At 64.3% G+C, this 21,985-nt stretch carries 21 protein-coding genes and 1 pseudogene; 17 read left to right on the top strand and 5 right to left on the bottom strand.

Annotated elements, in window-relative coordinates:
* The first annotated feature begins 2 nt into the window (after positions 1–2).
* The 10 genes from MESS2_RS09560 (at position 3) to MESS2_RS09515 (ending at position 9,775) form a co-directional block, all read left to right on the top strand.
* Positions 3–1,079, top strand: a complete 1,077-nt coding sequence (locus MESS2_RS09560; protein WP_008873997.1) for a Gfo/Idh/MocA family protein — start codon at positions 3–5, stop codon at positions 1,077–1,079.
* Positions 1,079–1,897, top strand: coding sequence for a sugar phosphate isomerase/epimerase family protein (locus MESS2_RS09555; protein ID WP_008873996.1), 819 nt, complete (start codon positions 1,079–1,081; stop codon positions 1,895–1,897). Before MESS2_RS09560 ends, MESS2_RS09555 begins: the two co-directional genes overlap by 1 nt.
* A complete protein-coding gene (locus tag MESS2_RS09550) occupies positions 1,897–2,730 on the top strand; it encodes an alpha/beta fold hydrolase (protein WP_008873995.1) in 834 nt (277 codons plus the stop codon). The genes MESS2_RS09555 and MESS2_RS09550 overlap by 1 nt, the downstream gene beginning before the upstream one ends.
* Positions 2,727–3,449 (top strand): ribulose-phosphate 3-epimerase, encoded by a 723-nt coding sequence (locus MESS2_RS09545; RefSeq protein ID WP_008873994.1) that lies wholly within the window; start codon positions 2,727–2,729, stop codon positions 3,447–3,449. The genes MESS2_RS09550 and MESS2_RS09545 overlap by 4 nt, the downstream gene beginning before the upstream one ends.
* The gene (locus tag MESS2_RS09540; protein WP_008873993.1) at positions 3,449–4,480 is read left to right on the top strand and encodes an ROK family protein; all 1,032 of its coding nucleotides are present in this window, start codon (positions 3,449–3,451) and stop codon (positions 4,478–4,480) included. Before MESS2_RS09545 ends, MESS2_RS09540 begins: the two co-directional genes overlap by 1 nt.
* Positions 4,473–5,564, top strand: coding sequence for an ABC transporter ATP-binding protein (locus tag MESS2_RS09535; protein WP_008873992.1), 1,092 nt, complete (start codon positions 4,473–4,475; stop codon positions 5,562–5,564). Before MESS2_RS09540 ends, MESS2_RS09535 begins: the two co-directional genes overlap by 8 nt.
* Positions 5,565–5,888: 324 nt before the next feature.
* Entirely contained in the window at positions 5,889–6,878 is a 990-nt protein-coding gene (locus MESS2_RS09530) for a sugar ABC transporter substrate-binding protein (protein WP_008873991.1), read from the top strand.
* Positions 6,875–7,876: an ABC transporter permease gene (locus MESS2_RS09525; RefSeq protein WP_008873990.1), complete on the top strand. Its 1,002-nt coding sequence runs from the start codon at positions 6,875–6,877 to the stop codon at positions 7,874–7,876. The genes MESS2_RS09530 and MESS2_RS09525 overlap by 4 nt, the downstream gene beginning before the upstream one ends.
* Positions 7,873–8,637 (top strand): ATP-binding cassette domain-containing protein, encoded by a 765-nt coding sequence (locus MESS2_RS09520; protein ID WP_008873989.1) that lies wholly within the window; start codon positions 7,873–7,875, stop codon positions 8,635–8,637. Before MESS2_RS09525 ends, MESS2_RS09520 begins: the two co-directional genes overlap by 4 nt.
* Before the next feature lie 55 nt (positions 8,638–8,692).
* Positions 8,693–9,775, top strand: a complete 1,083-nt coding sequence (locus MESS2_RS09515; RefSeq protein ID WP_008873988.1) for a Gfo/Idh/MocA family protein — start codon at positions 8,693–8,695, stop codon at positions 9,773–9,775.
* Between the two features lie 31 nt (positions 9,776–9,806).
* Here MESS2_RS09515 and MESS2_RS09510 read toward each other — a convergent pair whose 3' ends face one another.
* Both MESS2_RS09510 and MESS2_RS09505 read right to left on the bottom strand, forming a co-directional pair.
* Positions 9,807–10,145: a hypothetical protein gene (locus tag MESS2_RS09510; RefSeq protein WP_008873987.1), complete on the bottom strand. Its 339-nt coding sequence runs from the start codon at positions 10,143–10,145 to the stop codon at positions 9,807–9,809.
* A gap of 83 nt (positions 10,146–10,228) precedes the next feature.
* Positions 10,229–10,519: a hypothetical protein gene (locus MESS2_RS09505; RefSeq protein ID WP_008873986.1), complete on the bottom strand. Its 291-nt coding sequence runs from the start codon at positions 10,517–10,519 to the stop codon at positions 10,229–10,231.
* A gap of 231 nt (positions 10,520–10,750) precedes the next feature.
* Between MESS2_RS09505 and MESS2_RS09500 the strand changes: the two genes are divergently transcribed.
* Both MESS2_RS09500 and MESS2_RS09495 read left to right on the top strand, forming a co-directional pair.
* Positions 10,751–11,725 (top strand): ABC transporter substrate-binding protein, encoded by a 975-nt coding sequence (locus tag MESS2_RS09500; RefSeq protein WP_008873985.1) that lies wholly within the window; start codon positions 10,751–10,753, stop codon positions 11,723–11,725.
* A 75-nt stretch (positions 11,726–11,800) separates the two neighbouring features.
* Positions 11,801–13,480: an ABC transporter permease gene (locus MESS2_RS09495; protein ID WP_008873984.1), complete on the top strand. Its 1,680-nt coding sequence runs from the start codon at positions 11,801–11,803 to the stop codon at positions 13,478–13,480.
* Here MESS2_RS09495 and MESS2_RS09490 read toward each other — a convergent pair.
* Positions 13,410–14,540 carry an ABC transporter ATP-binding protein gene (locus MESS2_RS09490; RefSeq protein WP_008873983.1) on the bottom strand — a complete coding sequence of 377 codons (1,131 nt, stop codon included), beginning with the start codon at positions 14,538–14,540 and terminating at the stop codon, positions 13,410–13,412. The genes MESS2_RS09495 and MESS2_RS09490 overlap by 71 nt on opposite strands.
* Positions 14,541–14,659: 119 nt before the next feature.
* The gene (locus tag MESS2_RS09485) at positions 14,660–15,265 is read right to left on the bottom strand and encodes a 3-hydroxybutyrate dehydrogenase (RefSeq protein ID WP_425277748.1); all 606 of its coding nucleotides are present in this window, start codon (positions 15,263–15,265) and stop codon (positions 14,660–14,662) included.
* Between the two features lie 30 nt (positions 15,266–15,295).
* On the opposite strand from MESS2_RS09485, the pseudogene MESS2_RS30855 reads away from it, so the two are divergent.
* The 3 genes and pseudogenes from MESS2_RS30855 to MESS2_RS09475 form a co-directional block, all read left to right on the top strand.
* Positions 15,296–15,478 (top strand): annotated as a pseudogene (locus MESS2_RS30855) (DUF3734 domain-containing protein); the annotation flags it as partial.
* A 154-nt stretch (positions 15,479–15,632) separates the two neighbouring features.
* Positions 15,633–15,824 carry a hypothetical protein gene (locus tag MESS2_RS09480; protein WP_008873980.1) on the top strand — a complete coding sequence of 64 codons (192 nt, stop codon included), beginning with the start codon at positions 15,633–15,635 and terminating at the stop codon, positions 15,822–15,824.
* Between the two features lie 9 nt (positions 15,825–15,833).
* Positions 15,834–16,691 (top strand): hypothetical protein, encoded by an 858-nt coding sequence (locus tag MESS2_RS09475; protein ID WP_040592579.1) that lies wholly within the window; start codon positions 15,834–15,836, stop codon positions 16,689–16,691.
* A 24-nt stretch (positions 16,692–16,715) separates the two neighbouring features.
* Here MESS2_RS09475 and MESS2_RS09470 read toward each other — a convergent pair whose 3' ends face one another.
* Complete coding sequence (locus MESS2_RS09470; protein WP_008873978.1) at positions 16,716–17,252, bottom strand: TetR/AcrR family transcriptional regulator; 537 nt, start codon at positions 17,250–17,252, stop codon at positions 16,716–16,718.
* 145 nt (positions 17,253–17,397) lie between these two features.
* On the opposite strand from MESS2_RS09470, the gene MESS2_RS09465 reads away from it, so the two are divergent.
* The gene (locus MESS2_RS09465) at positions 17,398–18,690 is read left to right on the top strand and encodes an efflux RND transporter periplasmic adaptor subunit (protein WP_008873977.1); all 1,293 of its coding nucleotides are present in this window, start codon (positions 17,398–17,400) and stop codon (positions 18,688–18,690) included.
* Positions 18,687–21,770, top strand: coding sequence for an efflux RND transporter permease subunit (locus tag MESS2_RS09460; protein ID WP_008873976.1), 3,084 nt, complete (start codon positions 18,687–18,689; stop codon positions 21,768–21,770). Before MESS2_RS09465 ends, MESS2_RS09460 begins: the two co-directional genes overlap by 4 nt.
* Positions 21,771–21,985 lie beyond the last annotated feature (215 nt).

Below are 21,985 nucleotides of genomic sequence, written 5' to 3'. Positions count from 1 at the left end.
TCATGATCCATAAGCAAGACCGTCGCCTTCGTGTCGGTGTGCTCGGCTGCGGGCCGATCGCGCAGTTCGCCCATCTGGAGTCCTGCGTGAAGGCCGCCAATGCCGATCTCTATGCGATCTGCGATGCCGCGCACGATCTGCTCGCCCGCATGGGCGCCACCTATGAGCCTGAGAAGATGTACGGCGACTACGATGAGATGCTCGCCGATCCGCGACTGGAAGCGGTGATCGTCGCCACCTCGGACGCCTATCACGTGCCGATGTCGATCAAGGCGCTGGAGGCCGGCAAGCACGTGCTGTGCGAAAAGCCGATCGGCGTCTCGGTCGAGGAGGGGCAAAAACTCGCCGACGCGGTCAGGCGCTCCGGCAAGGTGCTGCAGGTCGGCCACATGAAACGCTTCGACCCGGCGCTGGAGGCGGCGCGCGATTTCGTCCGCGACGAGATGGGCGAGATCCTGGCGCTGAAGGCCTGGTATTGCGATTCCACACACCGCTACACCAACACCGACGCGGTCCAGCCGCTGCCGGTCACCAGCAAGCTGGCGAGAAAACCGGCCGGCAACCCGAAGGCGGATCTCAGGCAATATTTCATGCTGGCGCACGGCTCGCATCTGGTCGACACGGCGCGCTTCCTGTGCGGCGAGATCCTTGCCGTGCGCGCGCGCCTCAATGAGCGCTTCGGCGCCTATTGCTGGTTCGTCGAGACCGAATTCGCCAGCGGCGCGCTTGGCCATCTTGATCTCACCGTGGCCGTGCGCATGGACTGGCACGAGGGTTTTCAACTCTATGGCGAGAACGGCTCGGTGATCGCCAGGACCTTCAATCCCTGGTACTTCCGGGCGAGCGAAGTCGACATCTTCCACGAGAAGGATGCGACGTCGCGCAAGCCGCTCGGTGCGGACGGACATTTCTTCAGGCGCCAGCTCGAAGGTCTCGCCGAGACGGTGCTTGACGGCAAGCCGATGCGCGGCGCCAGCGTCGAGGACGGCCTTGCCTCGATCCGGGCCATGGTGGCGATCGCCCGTTCGGTCGAGAGCGGCGAGCGGGTCGAGATCGCCAGCGTCACGGGAGCGGTTTGATGCAGGTCGGGGTGTTTGCCAAGACCTTCCCGGGCAGCGAACCGGCCGGCGTGCTGGCGGCGGTGCGCGACGCAGGATTTGCCGTTACCCAGTTCAACCTTGCCTGCGCCGGCCTGCCGTCGATGCCGGACGCCGTTCCCGAGGACGCCATACGCTCCATCGCGGCCGCGTCCGATGCCTCCGGCGTCGCCCTGGTGGCGCTGTCCGGCACCTACAATATGGCGCATCCCGACAAAGCGGTGCGCGACGACGGCATGCGCCGGCTTGCCGTCATCATCGAAGCCGCGGCGGATCTTTCCGTTCCGCTGGTCACGCTATGCACGGGAACCCGCAACCGCGACGACCAGTGGGCGCACCACCCGGACAATGCCGATCCATCGGTATGGGCCGACATGGCAAGCGAGATGGAGAAGGCGCTTGAGTTGGCGGAACGTCACGGCGTCGATCTCGGCATCGAACCCGAGCAGGCCAACATCGTCACCTCGGCCGGCGACGCGATGCGCCTCATTGCCGAAATGGACTCGAAACATCTGCGCGTCGTGCTCGATCCGGCAAACCTGTTCGAGCAGGCGAGCGAGGCTCAAGCGCGCGCTATCGTGGCTGCCGCGGTCGAACGCACGGCCGGCCATGTCGCCATGGCGCACGCCAAGGACCGCTTCGCCGACGGCCGTTTCGCCACCGCCGGCCGTGGCGTCGTCGATTTCGCGGATTTCGTCGCTCGCCTGAAGGTATCGGGCTTTGACGGGCCGCTGGTGACGCACGGACTTTCGGCCGAGGAAGCGCCCGGGGTTGCCCGTTTCCTGAAGGGGTTGGCTTGATGGCACGCCCGACCACCTTGGTCCGTGATGACGCCACGCTGCGGGTTTCCGACACCGGCGACGGGCTGACGGTCGTATTCCAGCACGGGTTGGGTGGCAGCGAGGCACAGGTCGCCCAGGCCTTCTCCGCCGGCGCCGGCGTCCGGCGCCTCACACTGGAATGTCGCGGGCACGGCGGCTCCGGGCTAGGCAGCAGTCGGCCGTTTTCCCTAAAAATGTTCGCGGACGATGTCCTTGCCGCCGCCGATCAGGCCGGCCTCGACCGTTTCGTCGCCGGCGGTATTTCGATGGGCGCCGCGATCGCCTTGCGCCTCGCCTGCCGTCACCCGGACCGCGTGGCCGGGCTGCTGCTCGTGCGTCCAGCCTGGATTTTCGGCAGTGCGCCGGCGAACATGCAACCGAACGCCGAGGTCGCCAGCCTCGTCCTCGCTCACGGCCCCGACAAGGCAAGAACGATCTTCGAGCAATCGCAGACGGCTGCGCGTCTCAAGCGCGAGGCGCCTGACAATCTCGCCTCGCTGCTGGGTTTTTTCGACCGGCCGGATTCGGCGTCATTCGCGCAGATCCTCGCCGGCATCTCCGCCGACGGCCCGGGCGTTTCTGAGAGCGACGCCGCTGGCCTTGGCGTTCCCACGCTGGTCGTCGGCAACGCCGTGGATGCGGTGCATCCCTTGCCACTCGCCCACAAATTGGCTGCCACTATTCCCGGCGCGACCTTTGCCGAAATCCCTCCCAAGGCGCTCGACAGCGCCAGGCATTTCGCCGAGCTGCAGGCCGAGATCACTGATTTCCTTCATGCCCACGCCAACTTCCGGAGCCTTATTCCGTCATGACGACCAAATCCCTGTGCGGTCCTGCCGCCATCGCCGCTTTGCCGCGCAACCGGCTGCTCGGCGAATTTTCACTTTGGTCGGCGGACCTTGCCAATATGGAGCGCGACCTGAAGCGCATCGACGCTTACGTCGACCTGCATCACATCGATGTCGCCGATGCCCGTTTCACCCCCGGCTTCCTGTTCTTTCCCGATCTGGTGGCGCGGATCGCCAGGCTGACGGCGAGGCCGATCCATGTTCACCTGATGGTCGAAGCCGAGATCGTCGAGGAGCAGACGCGCCAGTTCATCGAAGCCGGGGCCGACCTGATCAGCGTTCACGCCGAAAACGGCGAGGCCGGCCTGCGCGCCGTGCGGCTGGCGCATGCGCTCGGCGCCGAGGCCGGCGTCGTGCTCAGGCTGGAAACACCGGTCGCGGCGGTCACGCCCTTCCTGTCGCAAGTGGCATTCGTGACGCTGCTCGGCACCTCGATCGGCGTCAAGGGCCAGAGCCTGTCCGAGCGGGCCTGCGACCGCCTGATCGAGGCGCGCGCGCTGATGAAAAAGGCCGGGCGCGAGACCGATATCATCCTCGCCGCCGACGGCGGCATCCGGCACGAGACAGTGCCGCACCTGCGCGCCGCCGGCGCCGAGACGGTGGTGCTCGGATCGCTGGCTTTCGGCGACCCGGACCTTGCGCAGCGCATGGCCTGGCTGCACGGACTGAAGGTCGCCGCCTGATGACAAAACTCGCGCTTGCCTTCGATCTCGGCGGCACGGAGCTGCGTGGCGCGCTGGTCGAGCGCAGCGGCACCGTTGCCGCCCGCGTTTCGGCGCCGACGATGGCGGGCGCGGGATCGGAGGCGGTGATCGGCCAGATTATCGCCCTGGCTGGAACCCTGCTGGCGGAGCACCCGCAGGCAAAAGTCGCCGGCATCGGCATGTGCGCGCCGGGACCACTCGATCCCAAAGCGGGGATCGTCATCGGGCCGCCGACGCTGGCCGGCTGGCACGACGTGCCGTTGATCGACATTCTTAGCCGGCAATTCGGTCTGCCGGTACGGCTGGAGAACGACGCCAATGCGGCGGCTCTCGGCGAATGGCGCTTGGGCGCCGGCCGTGGCAGCGGCTCGCTGGTGTTCGTCACCGTATCGACCGGCATTGGCGGCGGCGTGGTTGCAGACGGTCATATCTATCACGGCCGGCGCGGGCTGGCGGCCGAGATCGGCCACATGACCATCACCAGCGAAGGCGACCGCTGTTTTTGCGGCGCCGTCGGCTGCTTCGAGGCCGTAGCGTCGGGCACCGCGCTCGGACGCCGTGCCACGCGGCTGACCGCACCGGGCGACGGCTCCCTGCTCCGGCGCCTTTCCGGCGATGGTGATGTCTCGGCCAGGCACGTCGTCGGGGCCGCGCGCGCCGGCGACATCGGCGCGCTCGAACTGGTCGACGCCGAGGCGAAGTGGCTCGGCATCGGCTTCACCAACCTGCTGCATCTCTATTCGCCGGACCTGATCGTCATGGGCGGCGGCCTCGCCAACGGCTTCGACCTCCTGGCGCCGGGGATCAGGGCCACCGTCGAGCAGCGGGCGATGCCGGCCTATCGCGATGTGCCGATCGTGCCGGCGGAGCTCGGCGACCGGGCCGGGCTGATCGGCGCGGCAAGTCTGATCCTGTGGGAGGGCGAGCCGGGCGCGCCGCTGGCGATGGCGCAGGACGAAGACAATGGCGCGAGCAAGCATGCCGATGTCAGGGAGGCAAGCCATGGCTGAACTCAAGCTGCGCGGCGCGCGCAAATCCTACGGATCGGTCGAGATCATCAAGGGGATCGACCTCGACGTCGAGGATCGCGAATTCGTGGTCTTCGTCGGCCCGTCCGGCTGCGGCAAGTCCACTTTGCTGCGCATGATCGCCGGGTTGGAAAGGATCAGCGCCGGCGACCTTCTGATCGATGGCGTGCGCGCCAACGACGTCGATCCGTCGGAGCGTGGGCTGGCCATGGTGTTCCAGTCCTATGCGCTCTACCCGCATATGACGGTGGCCGAGAATATGGGCTTTGCGCTGAAGATCGCCGGCGTATCCGCCGCCGAAAAGGAGCGCAAGGTGAAGGAGGCCGCCGATGTGCTGCAGCTGTCGCATCTCCTCGACCGGCGGCCGAAGGCGCTGTCCGGCGGCCAGCGCCAGCGCGTCGCCATTGGCCGCGCCATCGTGCGCAATCCCAAAGTGTTCCTGTTCGACGAGCCGCTGTCCAATCTCGACGCTGCCTTGCGCGTCAGCATGCGGCTCGAACTGATGCGGCTGCATGAGCAGCTCAATGCGACGATGATCTACGTCACCCACGACCAGATCGAGGCCATGACCATGGCCGACAAGATCGTCGTGTTGAACAATGGCTCGATCGAGCAGGTCGGCTCACCGCTCGATCTCTACAACAGGCCGGCAAACATCTTCGTCGCCGGCTTTATCGGTTCGCCGAAGATGAACCTTTTACAGCTGAAAGTGGCTTTGACCGGAGCCGAAGGCGTCACTGTCACCTTGCCCGGCGGCCAGACGCTGACGGTGCCGGTCGAGACGGGCACGGTGAAGACCGGCGACGAACTGCTGCTCGGCATGCGGCCGGAGCATCTGCGCATCTCAGCCGATGGCCGCTTCAAGGGACAAGCCGCGCTGGCCGAACGACTGGGCGGTCTGACCATCCTGCATGTCGAAGTTACGCCCGACATCACGCTGGTGGTGCAGGCCGAAGGTGGCGACACCACGCCGCTGCACAGTCCGATCGCCCTCGACGTCGCGCCGTCGGTTTGCCATCTGTTTCGTATGGATGGGCCGGCGCTGGCGCCTTTGCGTTCCGCGTGAGCCGCCCCTCCAGTGACATCAATGTGCTGCATTGCAGCACATGAAACACCACCGCACACCATTTTAATTATTGACGCGTGTCAAATTTTTCTAAAACATGCGGAAATGCTGATCTGCGATGGTCGGCACTCTGGGAGGAGAAATGCCTGATACGAAAAGCGGCCTGAACCAGGCCCAGAATCTGCGAGCCGCATGGCGGTCGACGATTGGCCGGCAGCCTGCCGTCGCAAGCGCTGGGCCAGCCGCCGCGCCCCGCACAGGCATTCCGGTCGTCGAGAAACGAGCCGGATACAACGCAACCAACAATTAGGAGGAGGACGAAGCATGCGCATGTTCAATTGCCTGACGCTTGGCGCAGGTCTGTTTGCAATCGCACTTTCAATGCCGGCCCATGCCGAAGACGCGGCGAAGGTCGCGGCCATCGTCAAGGGCCTCGACAATCCGTTCTTCCAGTACATGCAGAAGGGCATCGAAGAGCAGGCCAAGGCCGACGGCGTCGGCGTCACTATCCAGGCCGCCGCCAATATGGGCGACGCCACAGGACAGGCTGATCGCCTGACCGCCATGGCCATGCAGGATTTCGATTGCTACCTGGTCAATCCGATCAGCGTCTCCAACCTCGTCCAGGCGCTTGTTCCCGTCGCCCAGAAGAAGAAGCCGATCGTCAACATCGACAGCACCATCGACGCCGAGCAGGCCAAGGCGGCGGGCTTCGCCATCTCGACCTATATCGGCACCGACAACGTCGCCGCCGGGGTGCTGGCCGGCGAGGAGATGCTGAAGCTGGTGCCGAACGGCTCCAAAGTCGCCCTGGTGGCCGGCATCGTCGGCGACGTCGGCTCGAACGCCCGCATCAAGGGCTTCAAGCAGGCCGTCGAAGGCAAGCTCGAAGTCGTCGTGATGGTCAGTGCCGACTGGGACCGCGAAAAGGCCCTGACCGCGGCCACCGATATCCTGGCCGCGCATCCCGATCTCGCCGGCTTCTTTGCCGCCAATGACATCATGGCACTCGGTGTCGAGCGGGCCGTGCAGACTTCGGGCAAGGACGTCAAGGTGATCGGCCTCGACGGTATCGTCGATGCGCTGAAATCGGTCGCGGCCGGTGAACTCTCCGCCACCGTCGCTCAGTATCCGTACGTCGTCGGCGCCATGGGCGTGGAGGCCTGCAAGGCGGCGGCCATGGGCAAGGAACTGCCCGCCAACGTGCCGGCGCCGGTGCTGCTGATCAACAAGGACAATGCCGAAGCTTCGCTAAAGAACTTCCCGCGCCCGGGCGGCGACTATCCCGATCCCTTCCGCGAGATGTTGAAGTGAACACTCCTGAACAAAACGCGCCCGTGCATACCGCGGGCGCGGCGGAGGAGAGCCGCCCCTCCCTGTCGGCTCTCCTCCTGGATCCTTCCTTCTGGGCCGACTGGGCATCGGTCGTCGGCCTTGTCGGCCTCGTCATCGTCTTCGGCATCGCCCAGCCGGTCTTTCTCAGCATCGCCAATTTGCAGGCCCTGCTCCTGGCGGCGGCGATCCTGGTCGTGCTGTCGATCGGCCAGACCTTCGTCGTGGCGACCGCCGGCATCGATCTCTCGCTGGCTGCCGCGGTCATGCTGGGCGCCATCATCCTTGGTCTCGTCAACGCCGCCGGCTGGGGCATCTTCGCGGCTTGCGTGCTTGCTGTTCTTGCCACCAGCGCGGTGGGTCTCCTCAACGGCGTCCTCATCACCGCCGGCAAAATTCCAGACTTCGTGGTGACGCTCGGCACGCTTTCGGGCATCACCGGTCTCGGCCTGATCCTGTCGGGCGGCGAGCCGACGATGGTCGGCTCCACCTTCCTGCTCAAGCTCGCCTCCGGCTCCTTCGGACCGTTCGGCTATCCCGTCTGGGTGGCGATCGCGGCCGTCATTGTCGCACATGTCGCGCTCTACCACACCCGCTTCGGCGTGCATCTGCTGGCCACCGGCGGCCAGGTCGAAAGCGCCGGCGCGCTCGGCATCCGCACCAACCGGGTCAAGATCGCCGCCTATACGATTTCAGGCTTCTGCGCCGGCATCGCCTCGGTGCTTCTGGTGGCGCGCATCGGCTCGGCCGAACCGCTGATCAACACCAGCCTTCTCCTCAATTCGGTAGCAGCGGTGGTTCTCGGCGGCGTCAGCCTGTTCGGCGGCCGCGCCAGCATTCTCGGGCCGGCGATCGGCGCGCTGATGCTCACCGCGCTGGTCAACGGACTGACCCTGCTCAGCGTTTCGGCCTTCTACCAACCGCTCGCCGTGGGCGCCATCGTGGTGCTGGCCGCCCTGATCATGCGGTACCAGAAATGAGCGCCGTCCATCACATCCCGTCGTCCGAGGCGATCCTCGCCTGCGAGGGATTGAGCAAGCATTTCGGCGGCATCCGCGCCTTCACCGACGTCGCCTTCCAGGCCCGCCTCGGCGAGGTCACCGCGGTCATCGGCGACAACGGCGCCGGCAAGTCGACGCTGATCCGCTGTCTTGTCGGTGTCCACGTGCCGGATGGCGGCGAGATCTTCTTCGACGGCCGGCCGCGTCCCTTCGCCAATCCCGACGAGGCGCGCAAGGCCGGCATCGAGACGGTGCACCAGAACCTGGCGCTGATCGACGAATTGACCGTGGCGCAGAACCTGTTCCTCAACCGCGAGATCGTGCGCCGGATCGGCCCGATCGCCCTGCTCGACCGCAAGGCGATGCGAGAGCAGGCGCGCGCCATGCTGTCGCGCCTGTCGATCAACATGCCGTCGGTCAACCAGCGCGTGCGGCGCCTGTCGGGCGGGCAGCGGCAGGCGATCTCGATCTGCCGCGCCGCTGGCTCCGGCGCCAAGCTGGTGGTGATGGATGAACCGACGGCGGCGCTCGGCGTGCAGGAAACCGCCAATGTCGAGGCGCTGATCCGGCGCTTGCGCGAGCAGGCGGTGAGCGTAATCCTGGTCAGCCACAATTTCGATCAGGTGCGCCGTCTGTCCGACCAGATCTGGGTGATGCGGGCGGGACGGATGGTGGCGACGGTGCGTTCGTCTGAAACCACCGGCAACGAACTCGTCGCGCTTGTCACCGGCGCGGCGTAGAAACCTGCCCGGCCAGCCGGCTCGTTACGAATTGGATTTAAGAAAGGAGTTTGCCGTGGCGGTAATCCGTGTCGGACTTGTGGGTCTTGGCGAGGTCGCGCAATCGATCCATCTGCCTGTCTTGGCCGACCAGCGCAACCGTTGGCTGATAGCGGGCGTCCATGACGTCTCGCCGAGCCTTGTGGCGCTGTGCACCTCCGAATACCCAACCGCCAGGGCCTTCGAAACGGCCGAGGCGCTGATCGATTCGCCCGACATCGACGCCGTTTTCGTGCTGTCATCCGATGACACCCACAGCCGTTTCGTGCGTGCAGCCGTAGTAGCCAACAAGCACATCCTTCTGGAAAAGCCTGCTTGCCTGACGGTGCGCGAGATCGATGAATTGCTGGCGCTGACGACGGATTACGCCAAGACGATCTTCGTCGGCTATATGCGCCGCTATGCGCCGGCCTATCTGGCGGCCAGGGACGAACTGCCCGCCCTTGCCGACATCACCCATGTGCGCATCTTCGACCTGATCTCCGAGGGCCGGCATTTCCTCGGGAAAAGCCAGGACATCCTCTATCCCCGGGATATCTACCCGGCACTGCTGGAGCGCGGCGCCAGGGAGCGCGACACGCTGATCCGCGAAGTGGTGGGCGCCGATGCGCCGGCCGATCTCGTGCGCGCCTATCGTGGCCTGACCGCGCTCTCCTCGCACCACATTTCGGCAATGCGCGGGCTCATCGGCGAACCGGTTCGCGTGCTTGCCGCGCACCGTACCAATGGCGGCGCCAACACCTCAGTGACCTTCGACTACGGCCATTTCGCCTGCTGCTATGACGCGGTCGTCGACGACCTCGGCCTGTTCGACGCCATGATCGAGGTGCGCTCGAATACCAAACGCATCCGCATCATCTACGACACCCCCTACATCCGCAGCCTGCCGACGCGGCTCGAAGTGACCGAAGCCGGACCGCTCGGCCCGGTGACCAGGACCTTCGGGCCACTCTATGGCGACGCCTTCTCGAATGAACTTGAGATTTTCCACCGCCACATCACCGACGGCACCAGGCCGCTGACGGACCTTGCCGATTCGCGCCGCGACCTGGCGCTGATGGCGGAGATCATCGAGCGGATGAAGGAAAACCGAAGGTGACGCCTGTCGCACCCTCAGGCTGCGAGCAGCCCTATTCTTTGGCGGCCCAGGTGAGGAACGAGCGTATCTCCTTCCACTTATCGTCCGACAAGCCCACAAGGAGATTCTCGTCCAGGTAGCCTTCTCGAATGAGGCGGGCAAAGACGAAAGGAAGCTGTGAATAGCGATAGTCGAACATTTCATCGAGCTTCCGCCGTTGCTGCCGCAGATAGTCTTCGATGTCCCACATGTCGGAATGTATCGTCGCGGCGCTGGCCTTCCTTTTGAGTTCGGCCATTGTCTTATCGAGCACCGTCTCCAGCGCCGCATCGAAGGCACCGCGGGCGACCTTCTTTTCGGACGGAGACCATCTGGGTTCACCGTAATTCATGGGATACCTCCCTCAAGCCTGGAGCGCGCCGGCTTGTCGATGGGCTCGACCAGCAGAACACCGCGATCACGGCATCCGGCCTGCTACTTCCCGCAATGGTGATCGTTGATCTTGTTCAGCGCGTTCGCATCCGGTCCTGTCCGATGATAGGAGCAGGCTCCCGCGGCCGTGGTGAACAACTGCTGGTCATAGTAACGCGGGCCGCCGAACAGGACATCGATGATATCGCGATCGGCGGGAACGTAGCGTTCGGATTGAACCCGATAGTCGCGGTGCCGGTGGTCGCGGTATTTGTCGCCCGCCAAGGCCGAGGCGGATAGGCTACAACCCATGGCGAGGGCGAGCACGCGGATCGCATAGCGTTTTGTCGTCATCGGCAATCCCCTTCTGGCCGTTCGGCTTTCCACCATACATCCAAAATCGTCAGCAGAACAAAAGTTCCCTGGGCGGCACATTGGACTCGTCGGAAACCGTCAATTCCTGTCGACTCCGCTTGTCACAATAGGTTTATCCTGCGGCTATAGGGAGAGCATTCCCGCATCCGGCGTCAGCCGGACCCGCCTCTTCACACCAAATACGTCTCTTCGCACCAAGTGGGGTTTTTCATGCGCAAGATCATTCTCGCCACCATGTTGCTGGCATTCGCCATCGGAGGCGCTTCGGCTGCCGACGGCAAGCTCGTCCTCTACACCAGCCAGCCCAACACCGACGCCCAGCAGACCGTCGATGCCTTCATGGCGAAGAACCCCGGCATCAAGGTCGAATGGGTGCGCGATGGAACGCCGAAGATCCTGGCGAAGCTGCGTGCCGAGATCGAGGCCGGCCAGCCACAGGCCGACGTGCTGTTGATCGCCGATGTCGTGACCATGGAAGGGCTGAAAAAGGAAGGCCGGCTGCTCAGCTATCCCGAGGCCGATGTCTCCGGCATCGACGCGGCTCTCTACGACAAGGACAAGACCTATTTCTCGACCAAGCTGATCACCACCGGCATCGTCTACAACACCAAGGCGCCTTTCGTGCCGGCGAGTTGGGAAGACCTGACCAAGCCGGAGGCCAAGGGCCTTGTCGCGATGCCGAGCCCGCTGACTTCGGGTGCCGCGATGATCCACACCGTCACGCTGACCGGCAATCTGCCGGAGGGCTGGGACTATTACAACGCGCTGGCCAAGAACGGCGCCCAGGCGAGCGGCGGCAATGGCGACGTGCTGAAGGCGGTCAGCGGCGGCGACAAGCTGTTCGGCATGATCGTCGACTACATGCCCATTCGCGAGAAGGCCAAGGGCGCTCCTGTCGAATTCGTCTTCCCCAGGGAAGGCGTTTCGGCCGTCACCGAGCCGGTCGCCATCCTGTCCACGGCCAGGGACACCGAGGCCGCCAAGGCCTTCGTCGATTTCCTGCTGTCCAAGGACGGCCAGGAAGTTGCCGCCAAGATGGGCTACATTCCGGCGCGCGCCGATGTAGCCTTGCCGGCCGGCTATCCCGACCGTTCGTCGATCAAGGTGCTGGGTTACGACGCAGCCGCGGCACTCGCCAACGACGCCGCCAACAAGGAAAAGTTCGGCGCCGTGATGAGCCAGTAGCCAGCCGGGTAGCCCACGGTGTCGTCCGCGCAGGACATCCTCCCCGGGCAGAGTGTGCCGGCGCGACGCGGGCACATGTGGCGGGCCACACCGGGATCCCGCGCATCGGCGCTCGCCGTCCTGCTGGTGATCGCGCTGCTCAGCCTGCTGCCGATGGTGCGGCTCGTCATCGCGGCTGTCGCGCCGGGCGGCGAGCTCGACTTCGGCGCATTCGCCCAGCGCCTGGCCAAGCCGGCCGCCTTGCGGGCGATGTGGCACACGCTGGACACGTCGTTTTTTGGCGCCCTGCTGGCGCTCTGCCTCGGTGGCCCCTTCGCCATCGCCGTCACCATGACGGACCTGCCCGGGCGAAAAGCGCTCGGCTTCCTGCTGCTGTTGCCGCTGATGATCGCGCCGCAGGTCACGGCTCTGTCGTGGCTGCATCTGTTCGGCCCGTCCAGCACGCTGCTCGGCATGGCCGGCATGGCGCCGCCGCCAGGCACGCCCAATCCGATGCTCGGCCGCAACGGCATCATCCTGCTTTACGCCGTCCAGCACGCGCCGATCGTCTTCATCACGCTGCGGGCCGGGCTTTCCCGCATCCCGCACGATCTCGTCGAGGCGGCCAGGGCCTCAGGCGCCGAGCCGCTGTCCGTGCTGTGGACCATCGTCCTGCCGGTGGTGCGTCCGTATATCGTGGCCGCGGCCGCGCTCGCCTTCGTCTCGGGCGTCGGCAATTTCGGCATCCCGGCCCTGCTTGGAATGCCGGTCAACTATCTGACGCTGCCGACGCTGATCTATCAGGATCTGTCGAGCTTCGGTCCCGGCGTGCTGCCGCAGATCACGGCGCTGTCGGTGCTGGTCGGCGTGCTGGCGCTGGCCGGTGTCGCTTGCCAGTCGCTGGCCCTGCGAGGCGCCGCGCACCGCTTTACCGCCGGCACGCCGGCGCGTTTCGAACTCGGACGCTACCGCTTGCCGCTTGCCGGCCTTGGCTGGCTGGTGGTCGGCTTCATCCTTGTGCTTCCGGCCTGCGCATTGTTGGCGACGTCACTGGTCCCGTCCTTCGGCGTGCCACTTGGCTGGCAGACCATGACCGCGTCAAACTATGCCGAGGTTCTGGTCCGCCAGGCCTCGACGGTCCGCGCCTTCCGCAATTCCATTCTTTTTGCCGGTAGTGCGGCACTGATCCTCGCCATCGGCGTCATCCCGGTGACCGCGGTGCTCGAACGGCTCGGACGGCGCTGGCAGCGTCTCCTCGGCGGCATCATCGACCTGCCCTATGCCGTCCCCGGCGTCGTCCTGGCCATTGCCTGCATCCTCTTGTTCCTGCGCCCGCTGCCGCTGATCGGCAGCCTCTATGCAACGCCATCGATCATCGTGATCGCCTATGCGATGCGGTTTTTCACGCTCGCCTTGAAACCGGTGGCCACCGCGGTCGGACAGATTTCGCGCGATCTCGACGAGGCGGCAGCGGTGTCGGGAGCCGGAGCCATTCGCCGGCTCATGACGATAACCGCGCCACTCGCGGCGCCCGCGGCCGTGGCGGGCGGGCTGCTCGTCTTCATGAGCGCCTTCAACGAACTGACGGTCTCGGCGCTGCTCTGGTCGAGCGGTAACGAGACGCTGGGCGTGGTGCTGTTCAGCCTCGAGGAAGCCGGCCTGGGGACGCAAGCGGCAGCGATCGCCGTTTCCACGATCGCGGTTGTCATCGTCCTGCTGCTTGTGCTCGACCGGTTCGGACGGCGGCTTCCAGCTGATGTCTTGCCCTGGCGGTAGTCGTCCAGAGGTCGGGGATCACCCACGCGTCCGAGACTGCGACGTGCACCTTCTGGCCGACTGCCAAAGTCTCGGTGCTGTCGATCAGCAGCTCCTGCCGTGGCTCCTGTTCCAATGCCGACAATGCCAGCCGCACCTCATGAACCGGGCCGCGATAGATGCTGTCGAGCACCGTTGCCGGCATGCCCTCAGGTGAAATCCGCAACGCTTCCGGCCGCAGCAGGATCTTGGCCGGCCCCGCGGATGCCCCGGCACTTCGCGCTACGAGACGATGGCCTGCTATGTCGACCGTTGCGGTCTCCCCAGCGGGATCGATCACCATCCCCGCAACGATCGACCCGCGCCCGACAAAGCCGGCGATCGTCGCATTGGCAGGCGCGCGGTAGACCTCCTGCGGCGGCGCCGCCTGCAATACCCTGCCCTGGCTCATGATGGCGACACGGTCGGCCAACGCCAGGGCCTCGGCCTGGTCGTGGGTGACGTAGACGATGGTGGCGCCGGTTCGGCGATGGATGTCGCGAAACGCGTCGACCATCGACGCCCGCAGATGCATGTCGAGATTGGCGAGCGGTTCGTCGAACAGGATGATCCTGGCGTCGGCGACCAGGCAGCGCGCCAGCGCCACGCGCTGGCGCTGGCCGCCGGACAGTTCCTCGATGCGGCGGCCTTCAAAACCGTTGAGCCCGACGATGTCGAGAACAGCGCCGACACGGCCGGCGATCGCGCCCCGCTCGACATGCCGGGCTTTCAGCGGATAGGCGACGTTTGCCGCGACATCCATATGGGGCCAAAGCGCATAGGACTGGAAGACGACCCCGACGCCGCGTGCTTCCGGCGGCACCTGCCGCTGCGGATCGGCCATCAATTCCCCACCGAAGAAGACGCTGCCCTCGCTTGGCGCCTCGAAGCCGGCGATCAGCCTCAGCATCGTGGTCTTGCCGCACCCGGACGGGCCGAGCAGTGCCGTGAAGGAGCCCGCCGCAAAGTCAAGCGAAACGGCGTCCAGCGCGGCGGTTTCGTTGAACCGCTTGCTGAGACGCTCCACCCTGATTTCGCTCATGCTTCACCCATTGGCGTATCACTGCGCCTCGGGCCGGTTGTTCCGCAACCGGCCCGGCAGGGGTGGCCAATACGTTGGAAATCCGGCCCTGACAATGATGGCGGAACTGACGTCGGTGCTTATTGCGCGGTCCAGCCTCCGTCCATCGGCAAGGTCGTTCCGGTGATCTGCTTGGCTGAATCCAAGCACAGGAACAGCGCCAGCGCCGCAAGCTCTTCGACGGTGACGAATTCCTTGGTCGGTTGTGCCGCCAGCAGCACATCGTGCTTGACCTGCTCTTCGGTCATGCCGCGCGCCTTCATCGTGTCCGGTATCTGCTTTTCAACCAAGGGTGTCCAGACATAGCCGGGTGCGATCGCATTGACGGTGACGCCGTCTTGCGCGGCTTCCAGGGCCACCGTTTTGGTCAGGCCGGTTATGCCGTGCTTGGCCGACACATAGGCCGATTTGAACGGCGAGGCGACCAGCGCATGCACTGAAGCCGTGTTGATGATGCGGCCCCATTTGCGCGCCTTCATACCTGGCAGCGCCGCCTTGATCGCGTAGAAGGCGGCAAGCAAATTGATGCGGATGATGGCTTCCCATTTGTCGTCGGAAAATTCCTCGATCGGCGCGACATGCTGGATGCCGGCATTGTTGACCAGGATGTCGAGACTGCCGAAGGCTTGCTCGGCCTCGCGCACCATGGCGCTCACCGCCGCGCCGTCCATCCTCCACGACGGCAAGAAGCGGCTCAGTGTCGGCGCGGTCAATGTCAGCACAAGGGTTGCGAGGGACACGCCAAGGACTACGAATTCTCGGGCACCTCGATGCGCGAGCACTGGGAGATGGGGCTTGAGGATACCCAGCGCACGCTGCGCCATCGCCAATGGCTGACATTGCCGACCAGTGTCGAGGGCGTCGCCATCCATGATCTGCACCGCGAGGACCCGACCTAGTTTTTCAGTATCCGGCGGCGCGGGCTCAGAACCGCAGAGTTGCACCCTGGATAACCTTATTGTGATCGATCAGGGATCGACGTCCGGATTTTTGGGGCAGCGCAGTGAGCGGATTCGGATTCCGGGCACGCCGGCAAAACTATTGAATTGATGCATGACCTTGCCTCCAGTTTCGCTGAAGGCCATGCGCAAAAATCAAAGGAGCTACAGCATCTTCGCGCGCGCCCAGCAGCCGGCGCGCCATGTGGTTTCTGATTTGAAATTCCCGAATGCTGATGCCATCAAATGGCGGGGGATTCGAATCCATACACTGGGCCGTGGACGCAAAGGCCTGATCGTAGCATAGGGGCGGACGATAGCACTAAACGCTGAAGACATTGCCGGCCATCCGGCGTTGCATCGCTGTGTCCAGGCGCAGTCGCTGGCGCTTATCCAGATTTATGAAGCGAGCCCGCGGCTTGCTTCCGTGTTCGCAACGCAGCAGCGCTGGCTGATGGGCCATGTCGGTCTTGCCTTGCATTTCAGGCGAGACCCGAGCGACCATCGCACGGAATTGACGACAGCCCGTTTCATCGAGGCCATAAGCCGGCATTCGGTGGCCAGCCGCAACACCGCCGAGGCCTTCATCAAGGAGATGCTGCACTATCACGTCGTCGAGTATCTGCCGACGCATGAGGATGGGCGTGCCCGCCCCTTTCAGATTACGGCGGCCACAGTGAAGACATTTACCGGCTGGGTGACTGCTCATCTGCAAACGCTGGACAGCCTCGACGGCGGGGGCCGGTTGACCACGTTCCTCGCGCGACCCTACATGCTTTCCAGATTGCAGCCGCTGGTGGCGGACGGCCTGCTTTCTTCTCAGCCGGTGCGCGAGCCCAAACAGACCTTTTCCCTGTTCATCTGGCTCGACAACGGCGGCATCGTCATGGACCGGCTGATGTCCGGCATCGATCCCGACCATGCGGGTCTCGACCGTATCCCGACCAGCGTGGTGTCGATCGCGGAGTTCGCCAACTGGCTCAAGCTTTCGCGAACCCATCTGTCACGCAAATTGCGCGACGCCGAAGATCTCGGCAGCGTCGGCTGGCTGGACCAGCGCGGGCATTCGGTCATGTGGGTTTCAAGGCAGTTCCACCAGGAATACATGGCCGTCCAGGCCGCCAAGCTTGCCATTGTCGAGGCAGCCTTCTCGGGGTGCTTTCCTGCCCCTTGAGCCTTCTCAGCCGCCCGCGGCAACTTATCCCGCAATCCGCAGCAGGGACGATACCAGCAGCCCGCGTTCGTCGGCCGAAAGGATATCCGAATCGAAGAGGTTCATGCTGCGAAGCCCCTCGATGGCGAGAAAGCAGACCAGCAGCGCCTTGAGATCAGGCGTTTCGCCCTTCAGCCGCTCGAAGAGCTGCCGCTTGAACAATTTTATCGGCGTCAGGAAATCGGGATCCTCGGCGATCGCCGAAAAGATCCACGAGGCCGATGGTTGCGGCTCCTCGCAATCACTGGCCGAAAGCTTGATATAGATGGCAAGCAGACTCTCGCCGCTGGCTCCGGCCGTACGTGCGGCCTCCAGCGCCCGCTCGAACTCGCGCAGGTAATCCTCCACCAGCGCCTGCATCAATTTCGCCTTGGTCGGAAAATTGTACAGCAGTCCGCCCTTCGACACGCCGGCACGGCTGGCAACCGCATCCAGCGACAGGCTTCCGGGCCCGGATTCCCGGGCGACGTCGGCGGCCGCTGCGAGAATCTTGTCGCGCGAATTCGATCTTTGGGCTCTCATGGCGCCCTCCCGTCGCAACATTAGGCCCAATTGACAAGACCGTCCAGACGGTACAGTAAAACCGCCATTATTTGAAATTGGGACCTGCCGTGGATAGTGTCGCGAGATCGACCGCCATGCCGATCGCCGGTTGAGGGGGACACTCTTGTTCAGACGCATAATCCAGATCGTCGTCATCGCCTTGGTTTTGCTCGTGCTGGTCGCCGTGGTCGGCGGCATCGTCGGCTTCAACTTTCTGCGCGACAACGGGATCAAGCAGTATTTCGCCACCATGAAACCCCCGGCGGCGACCGTGTCGACGACCATCGTCAAGCCGATCAGCTGGACGCCGGGCGTCGAGGCGATCGGCACGATGAGCGCGGTGCGCGGCGTCGACCTGACCGTCGAAACCGCCGGCATCGTCAAGGAGATCCTTTTTCACGCCAACCAGAAGATCAAGACCAACGCGGTTCTGGTCCAGCTCGACGATGCCGTCGAACGCGCCGATCTCGAGGCAACCAAGGCGCAAGCCGTATCCGACAAGGCGGCACTACAGCGCGCGATCGAACTGCAGAGACGCGGCGTCGGCACCGACGCCACGCTCGACGCGGCGCGCGCAGCAGCGTCGGCCTCCGCCTCACAGGTCAACAAGCTGCAGGCGGTGCTCGACCAGAAGCAATTGAGGGCGCCCTTCAACGGCACGGTGGGCATCCCCAGGATCGACCTCGGCCAGTATCTGGCGCCGGGCGCCGCCGTGGTGACCTTGCAGGACCTGGACACGATGCGGGTCGACTTCTCGATTCCCGAACAGCAGCTTCCCCTGTTGAAGATCGGCCAGACGATTCGGCTGGGCATCGGCGGCGGCGACATGCCCTTCGCCGGCGCCATTCGCGGCATCGACCCCAAGATCGACCCGGCAAGTCGGCTGGTGACGATCAGGGCGGAGGTCGCCAACCCCGAAGGCAAACTGACGCCCGGCCAGTTCGTGCAGGTGCGCGTCGAACTGCCCGAGGAGAACAACGTGCTGGCGCTGCCGCAGACGGCGCTGACCTCCAGCCTCTACGGCGACTTCGTCTTTGTCGTGCGTCCGGCCAAGACCGAAGCCACCCCGGCCCCGGCTGCGCAGCCTGGAGAAATGCCCACCGCTCCGACAGCCGATAAGCCCGCGGCGGAGGTCGCCAAACCCGCGGCGGATGGCGCGGCGAAATCTGCGGACAACACAGCCGCCGACCCTGCCAAACCTGCGGCGGAAGGGCAGAAACCCGAACTCGTGCTCACTCAAGTCTTCGTCAAGCCGGGCCGTCGCAACGCTGGCCTTATCGAGATCCTGCAAGGCATTGCGCCCGGCGACGAAGTCGTCACCGCCGGTCAGAACCGGCTTTTCAACGGCATGTCCGTAGCTGTCGACAACACGATCGACCCGACCAAGCCGGCGAACCAGCAGGCAAGCCAGCAATGAGTTTCTCCGACATCTTCATCCGCCGTCCGGTCCTCTCGACCGTTCTGGCCTGCATGATCCTGCTCTTGGGCTTCCAGGGCATCTTCAACCTGTCGATCCGGCAGTATCCGAAGGTCGACGAAACCGCCATCACGATCACGACTGCCTATCCGGGCGCCAGCGCCGACCTGATCCAGGGCTTCATTTCCGCGCCGATCGCCCGGGCCGTCGCTTCGACCGAGAACATCGATTACGTCACGTCGGCCAGCCGGCCGTCCTCCAGCACCGTGACGGTGCAGATGAAACTCGGTTCGAATCCCGATGTGGCCCTGGCCGAGGTGTTGTCGAAGGTACAGGGCGTGCGCGGCACTTTGCCGGAAGCATCCAAGGATCCCGTCATCGTCAAAGGCACCGGCGATCAGTTCGCGATGATGTATATCTCGATGCAGAATCCGAACATGACGAAGGAGCAGTTGACCGAGTATATCGAGCGCGTCATCCGGCCGCGCATGTCGACGGTCGAAGGCGTTGCCGACGTCCAGATCTTCGGCGCGCAGGAGTATTCGATGCGCGTCTGGATCGATCCGGTCAGGCTTGCCGCGCGCGGCGTGACCGCCTCGGAGGTACTGACGGCGATCAACAATTCCAACTTCCTGTCGGCGCCCGGCAACACCCAGAATGAATATGTCGTCTCGTCGATCACCGTGCGCTCGACACTCCAGACACCGGAGGCGTTTGCCGAGCTGCCGCTGCGCTCGACCGACGGCAATGTGGTGCGGCTTCGCGACGTGGCGCGTGTCGAGCTAGGCGCGGCGAACACCGACACCAGGGTCAGCTTCAACGGCAAGCCCGGCACCTTCCTCGCCATCTTCCCGACGCCGGCAGCCAATCCGCTGACGACGGCGGCGGCGATCACCAGGATCGTGCCGGAGATCCAGGAGACGTTGCCTAAGGGCATGACGATCGAGGTCGTCTATGATTCGACCGAGCAGATCAGCGCCTCTATCGAGGAAGTGTTCAAGACCATCGCCGAGGCGGTCGCCATCGTGGTCGTCGTCATCCTGCTTTTCCTCGGCTCGTTCCGCTCGGTGATGATGCCGATCGTTACAATCCCGCTGTCGCTGATCGGTGTCTGCTTCCTGCTGTTTGCGGTGGGGTATTCGATCAACCTGTTGTCGCTGCTGGCCATGGTGCTGGCGATCGGTCTGGTCGTCGACGACGCGATCGTGGTGGTGGAAAACATCCACCGCCACATGGAAGAAGACCACATGTCGCCGATGCAGGCCGCCTTCAACGGCATGCGCGAGATATTCTCCGCCATCGTCGCCATGACGATCACGCTGGCCGCCGTGTTTGCGCCGCTGGCTTTCACAGGGGGCCTGACCGGTGCGCTGTTCCGTGAATTTGCGGTGACGCTTGCCGGCTCGGTGGTGTTGTCGGGCCTCATCGCGATTACCATCACCCCGATGATGTCGGCACGCCTCTTGAAGTCCGGCACGTCAGGCCGTTTCCAGCGTATTGTCGACGGCACTTTCGCGCGGGTCGAGCACATCTATGAGCGGGCCGTGACCGGTTCGCTGAACTATCGCCCGCTGACACTCATAATCGTTGTCGCGCTTGTCGCCGTGACCGGCTTTGCGTTCACCAAGACATCAAGCGAACTGGCGCCGGAGGAAGATCAGGGCTTCCTGCTTTCACTGGTGACCGCGCCGCGTTACGCGACATCGGACTATACCGAGACCTACGTCAACCAGATGCTCGGGCTGGTCAAGGATTTGCCGGAAACGCGAGCGCAGTTCTCGGCCGTCGCCTTCGGCGGCCAGACGAACAGCGCCTTCGTCGGCTTTGCCTTCAAGGACTGGGCCGAACGCACCCGCAGCTCCAAGGAAATCCAGGAAGACATCCAGGGCCGGCTGTCCAAGGTCGCCGGCGTCGAGGCTTTCGTCTTTGCGCCGCCGACGCTGCCGGGTTCCGGCGGCGGCCTGCCGATCACCATGGTGGTGCGCTCGACCGGCGACGCTTCCGAAGTGTACGAGGCGGCCGAGAATATCAAGAACAAGGCGCAGGCCTCCGGCCGCTTCATCGTCGTGCAGAATTCGATGGCCTATGACGCGCCGCAAGTCACGGTGACGATCGACCGCGACCGCGCCGCCGCCCTCAACCTGCCGATCGCGGATATCGGCCGGACGTTGACCTTGCTGGTCGGCGGCACAGAGGTGGCGCAGTTCGATCGCGATTCCAACAGCTACGACATCATCCCGCAAGTGCCGCAGCAATTCCGCGACAACCCCGAAAAGCTTGGCGAATATTTCGTGCGTAGCGTGGACGGTAAGATGGTGCCGCTGTCGGCAGTGGTGAAAATTTCGACCAACGCGTCGCCAGCCGCCATCGAGCAGTTCAACCAGCTGAATTCGGCGACGATTTCCGCGCTGCCGCTGCCCGGCGTCACCACCGGCGACGGGCTGAAGGCCATCGAGGACATTGCCAAGGAAAGCCTGCCCGACACCTTCTTCATCGACTATTCCGGTCAGTCCAGGCAGGAGAAGGAACAGGGCAACACGATTCTGATCGCCTTCGCCGCCGCCATTATCGTCATCTACCTAGTGCTGGCGGCGCAGTTCGAAAGCTTCCGCGATCCGCTGATCATCATGATGGCGGTGCCGCTGTCGATCTTCGGCGCGATCGTGCCGCTCAATCTGGGCCTGGGAACATTGAACATCTACACGCAGGTCGGTCTGATCACGCTGATCGGCCTGATCACCAAACACGGCATCCTTCTCGTCGAGTTCGCCAACCAGCAGCGCGAGCGGCACGGGATGCGGCGGCGCGATGCCATCATCGCCTCGGCCAAGGTGCGGCTGCGGCCGATCCTGATGACGACGGCGGCGATGGCGCTCGGCGTGGTGCCGCTGATCACCTCCAGCGGCGCGGGCGCCGCGGCGCGCTATTCGATGGGCCTGGTGATCTTCACCGGCATCCTGGTCGGAACCATGTTCACCCTTTTCGTGGTGCCGATGTTCTACACCTTCATCGCCAGCAAGGACCTGCCGCATCATGCCGAAAAGCCCGACCCGAAGCTGATGCCTGCGCTGCAGGACTAGAGCCTGTTCCATCCCGATGGAATCGGGATGGGGCTCTATCTCTTTGTTTGAGCATGATCTTTTCCGAAAACCGGGTCCCACTTTTCGGGTCATGCTCAAAAACTGCACGGTCAAATAAAAAAGAGGTCGGATTTCTCCGGTCTCTTTTTTGGCTGCTTGACTTTACCGCCGCCTCCAGCGGGAAGCCGGAGCGGTGAAGCCCATAGCTCGGGCCT

The organism is Mesorhizobium metallidurans STM 2683 (genome assembly GCF_000350085.1).
Taxonomy (GTDB): Bacteria; Pseudomonadota; Alphaproteobacteria; order Rhizobiales; family Rhizobiaceae; genus Mesorhizobium; species Mesorhizobium metallidurans.
The sequence above is the reverse complement of the archived record's forward strand: the minus strand, read 5'-3'. Positions and strand labels throughout refer to the sequence as shown.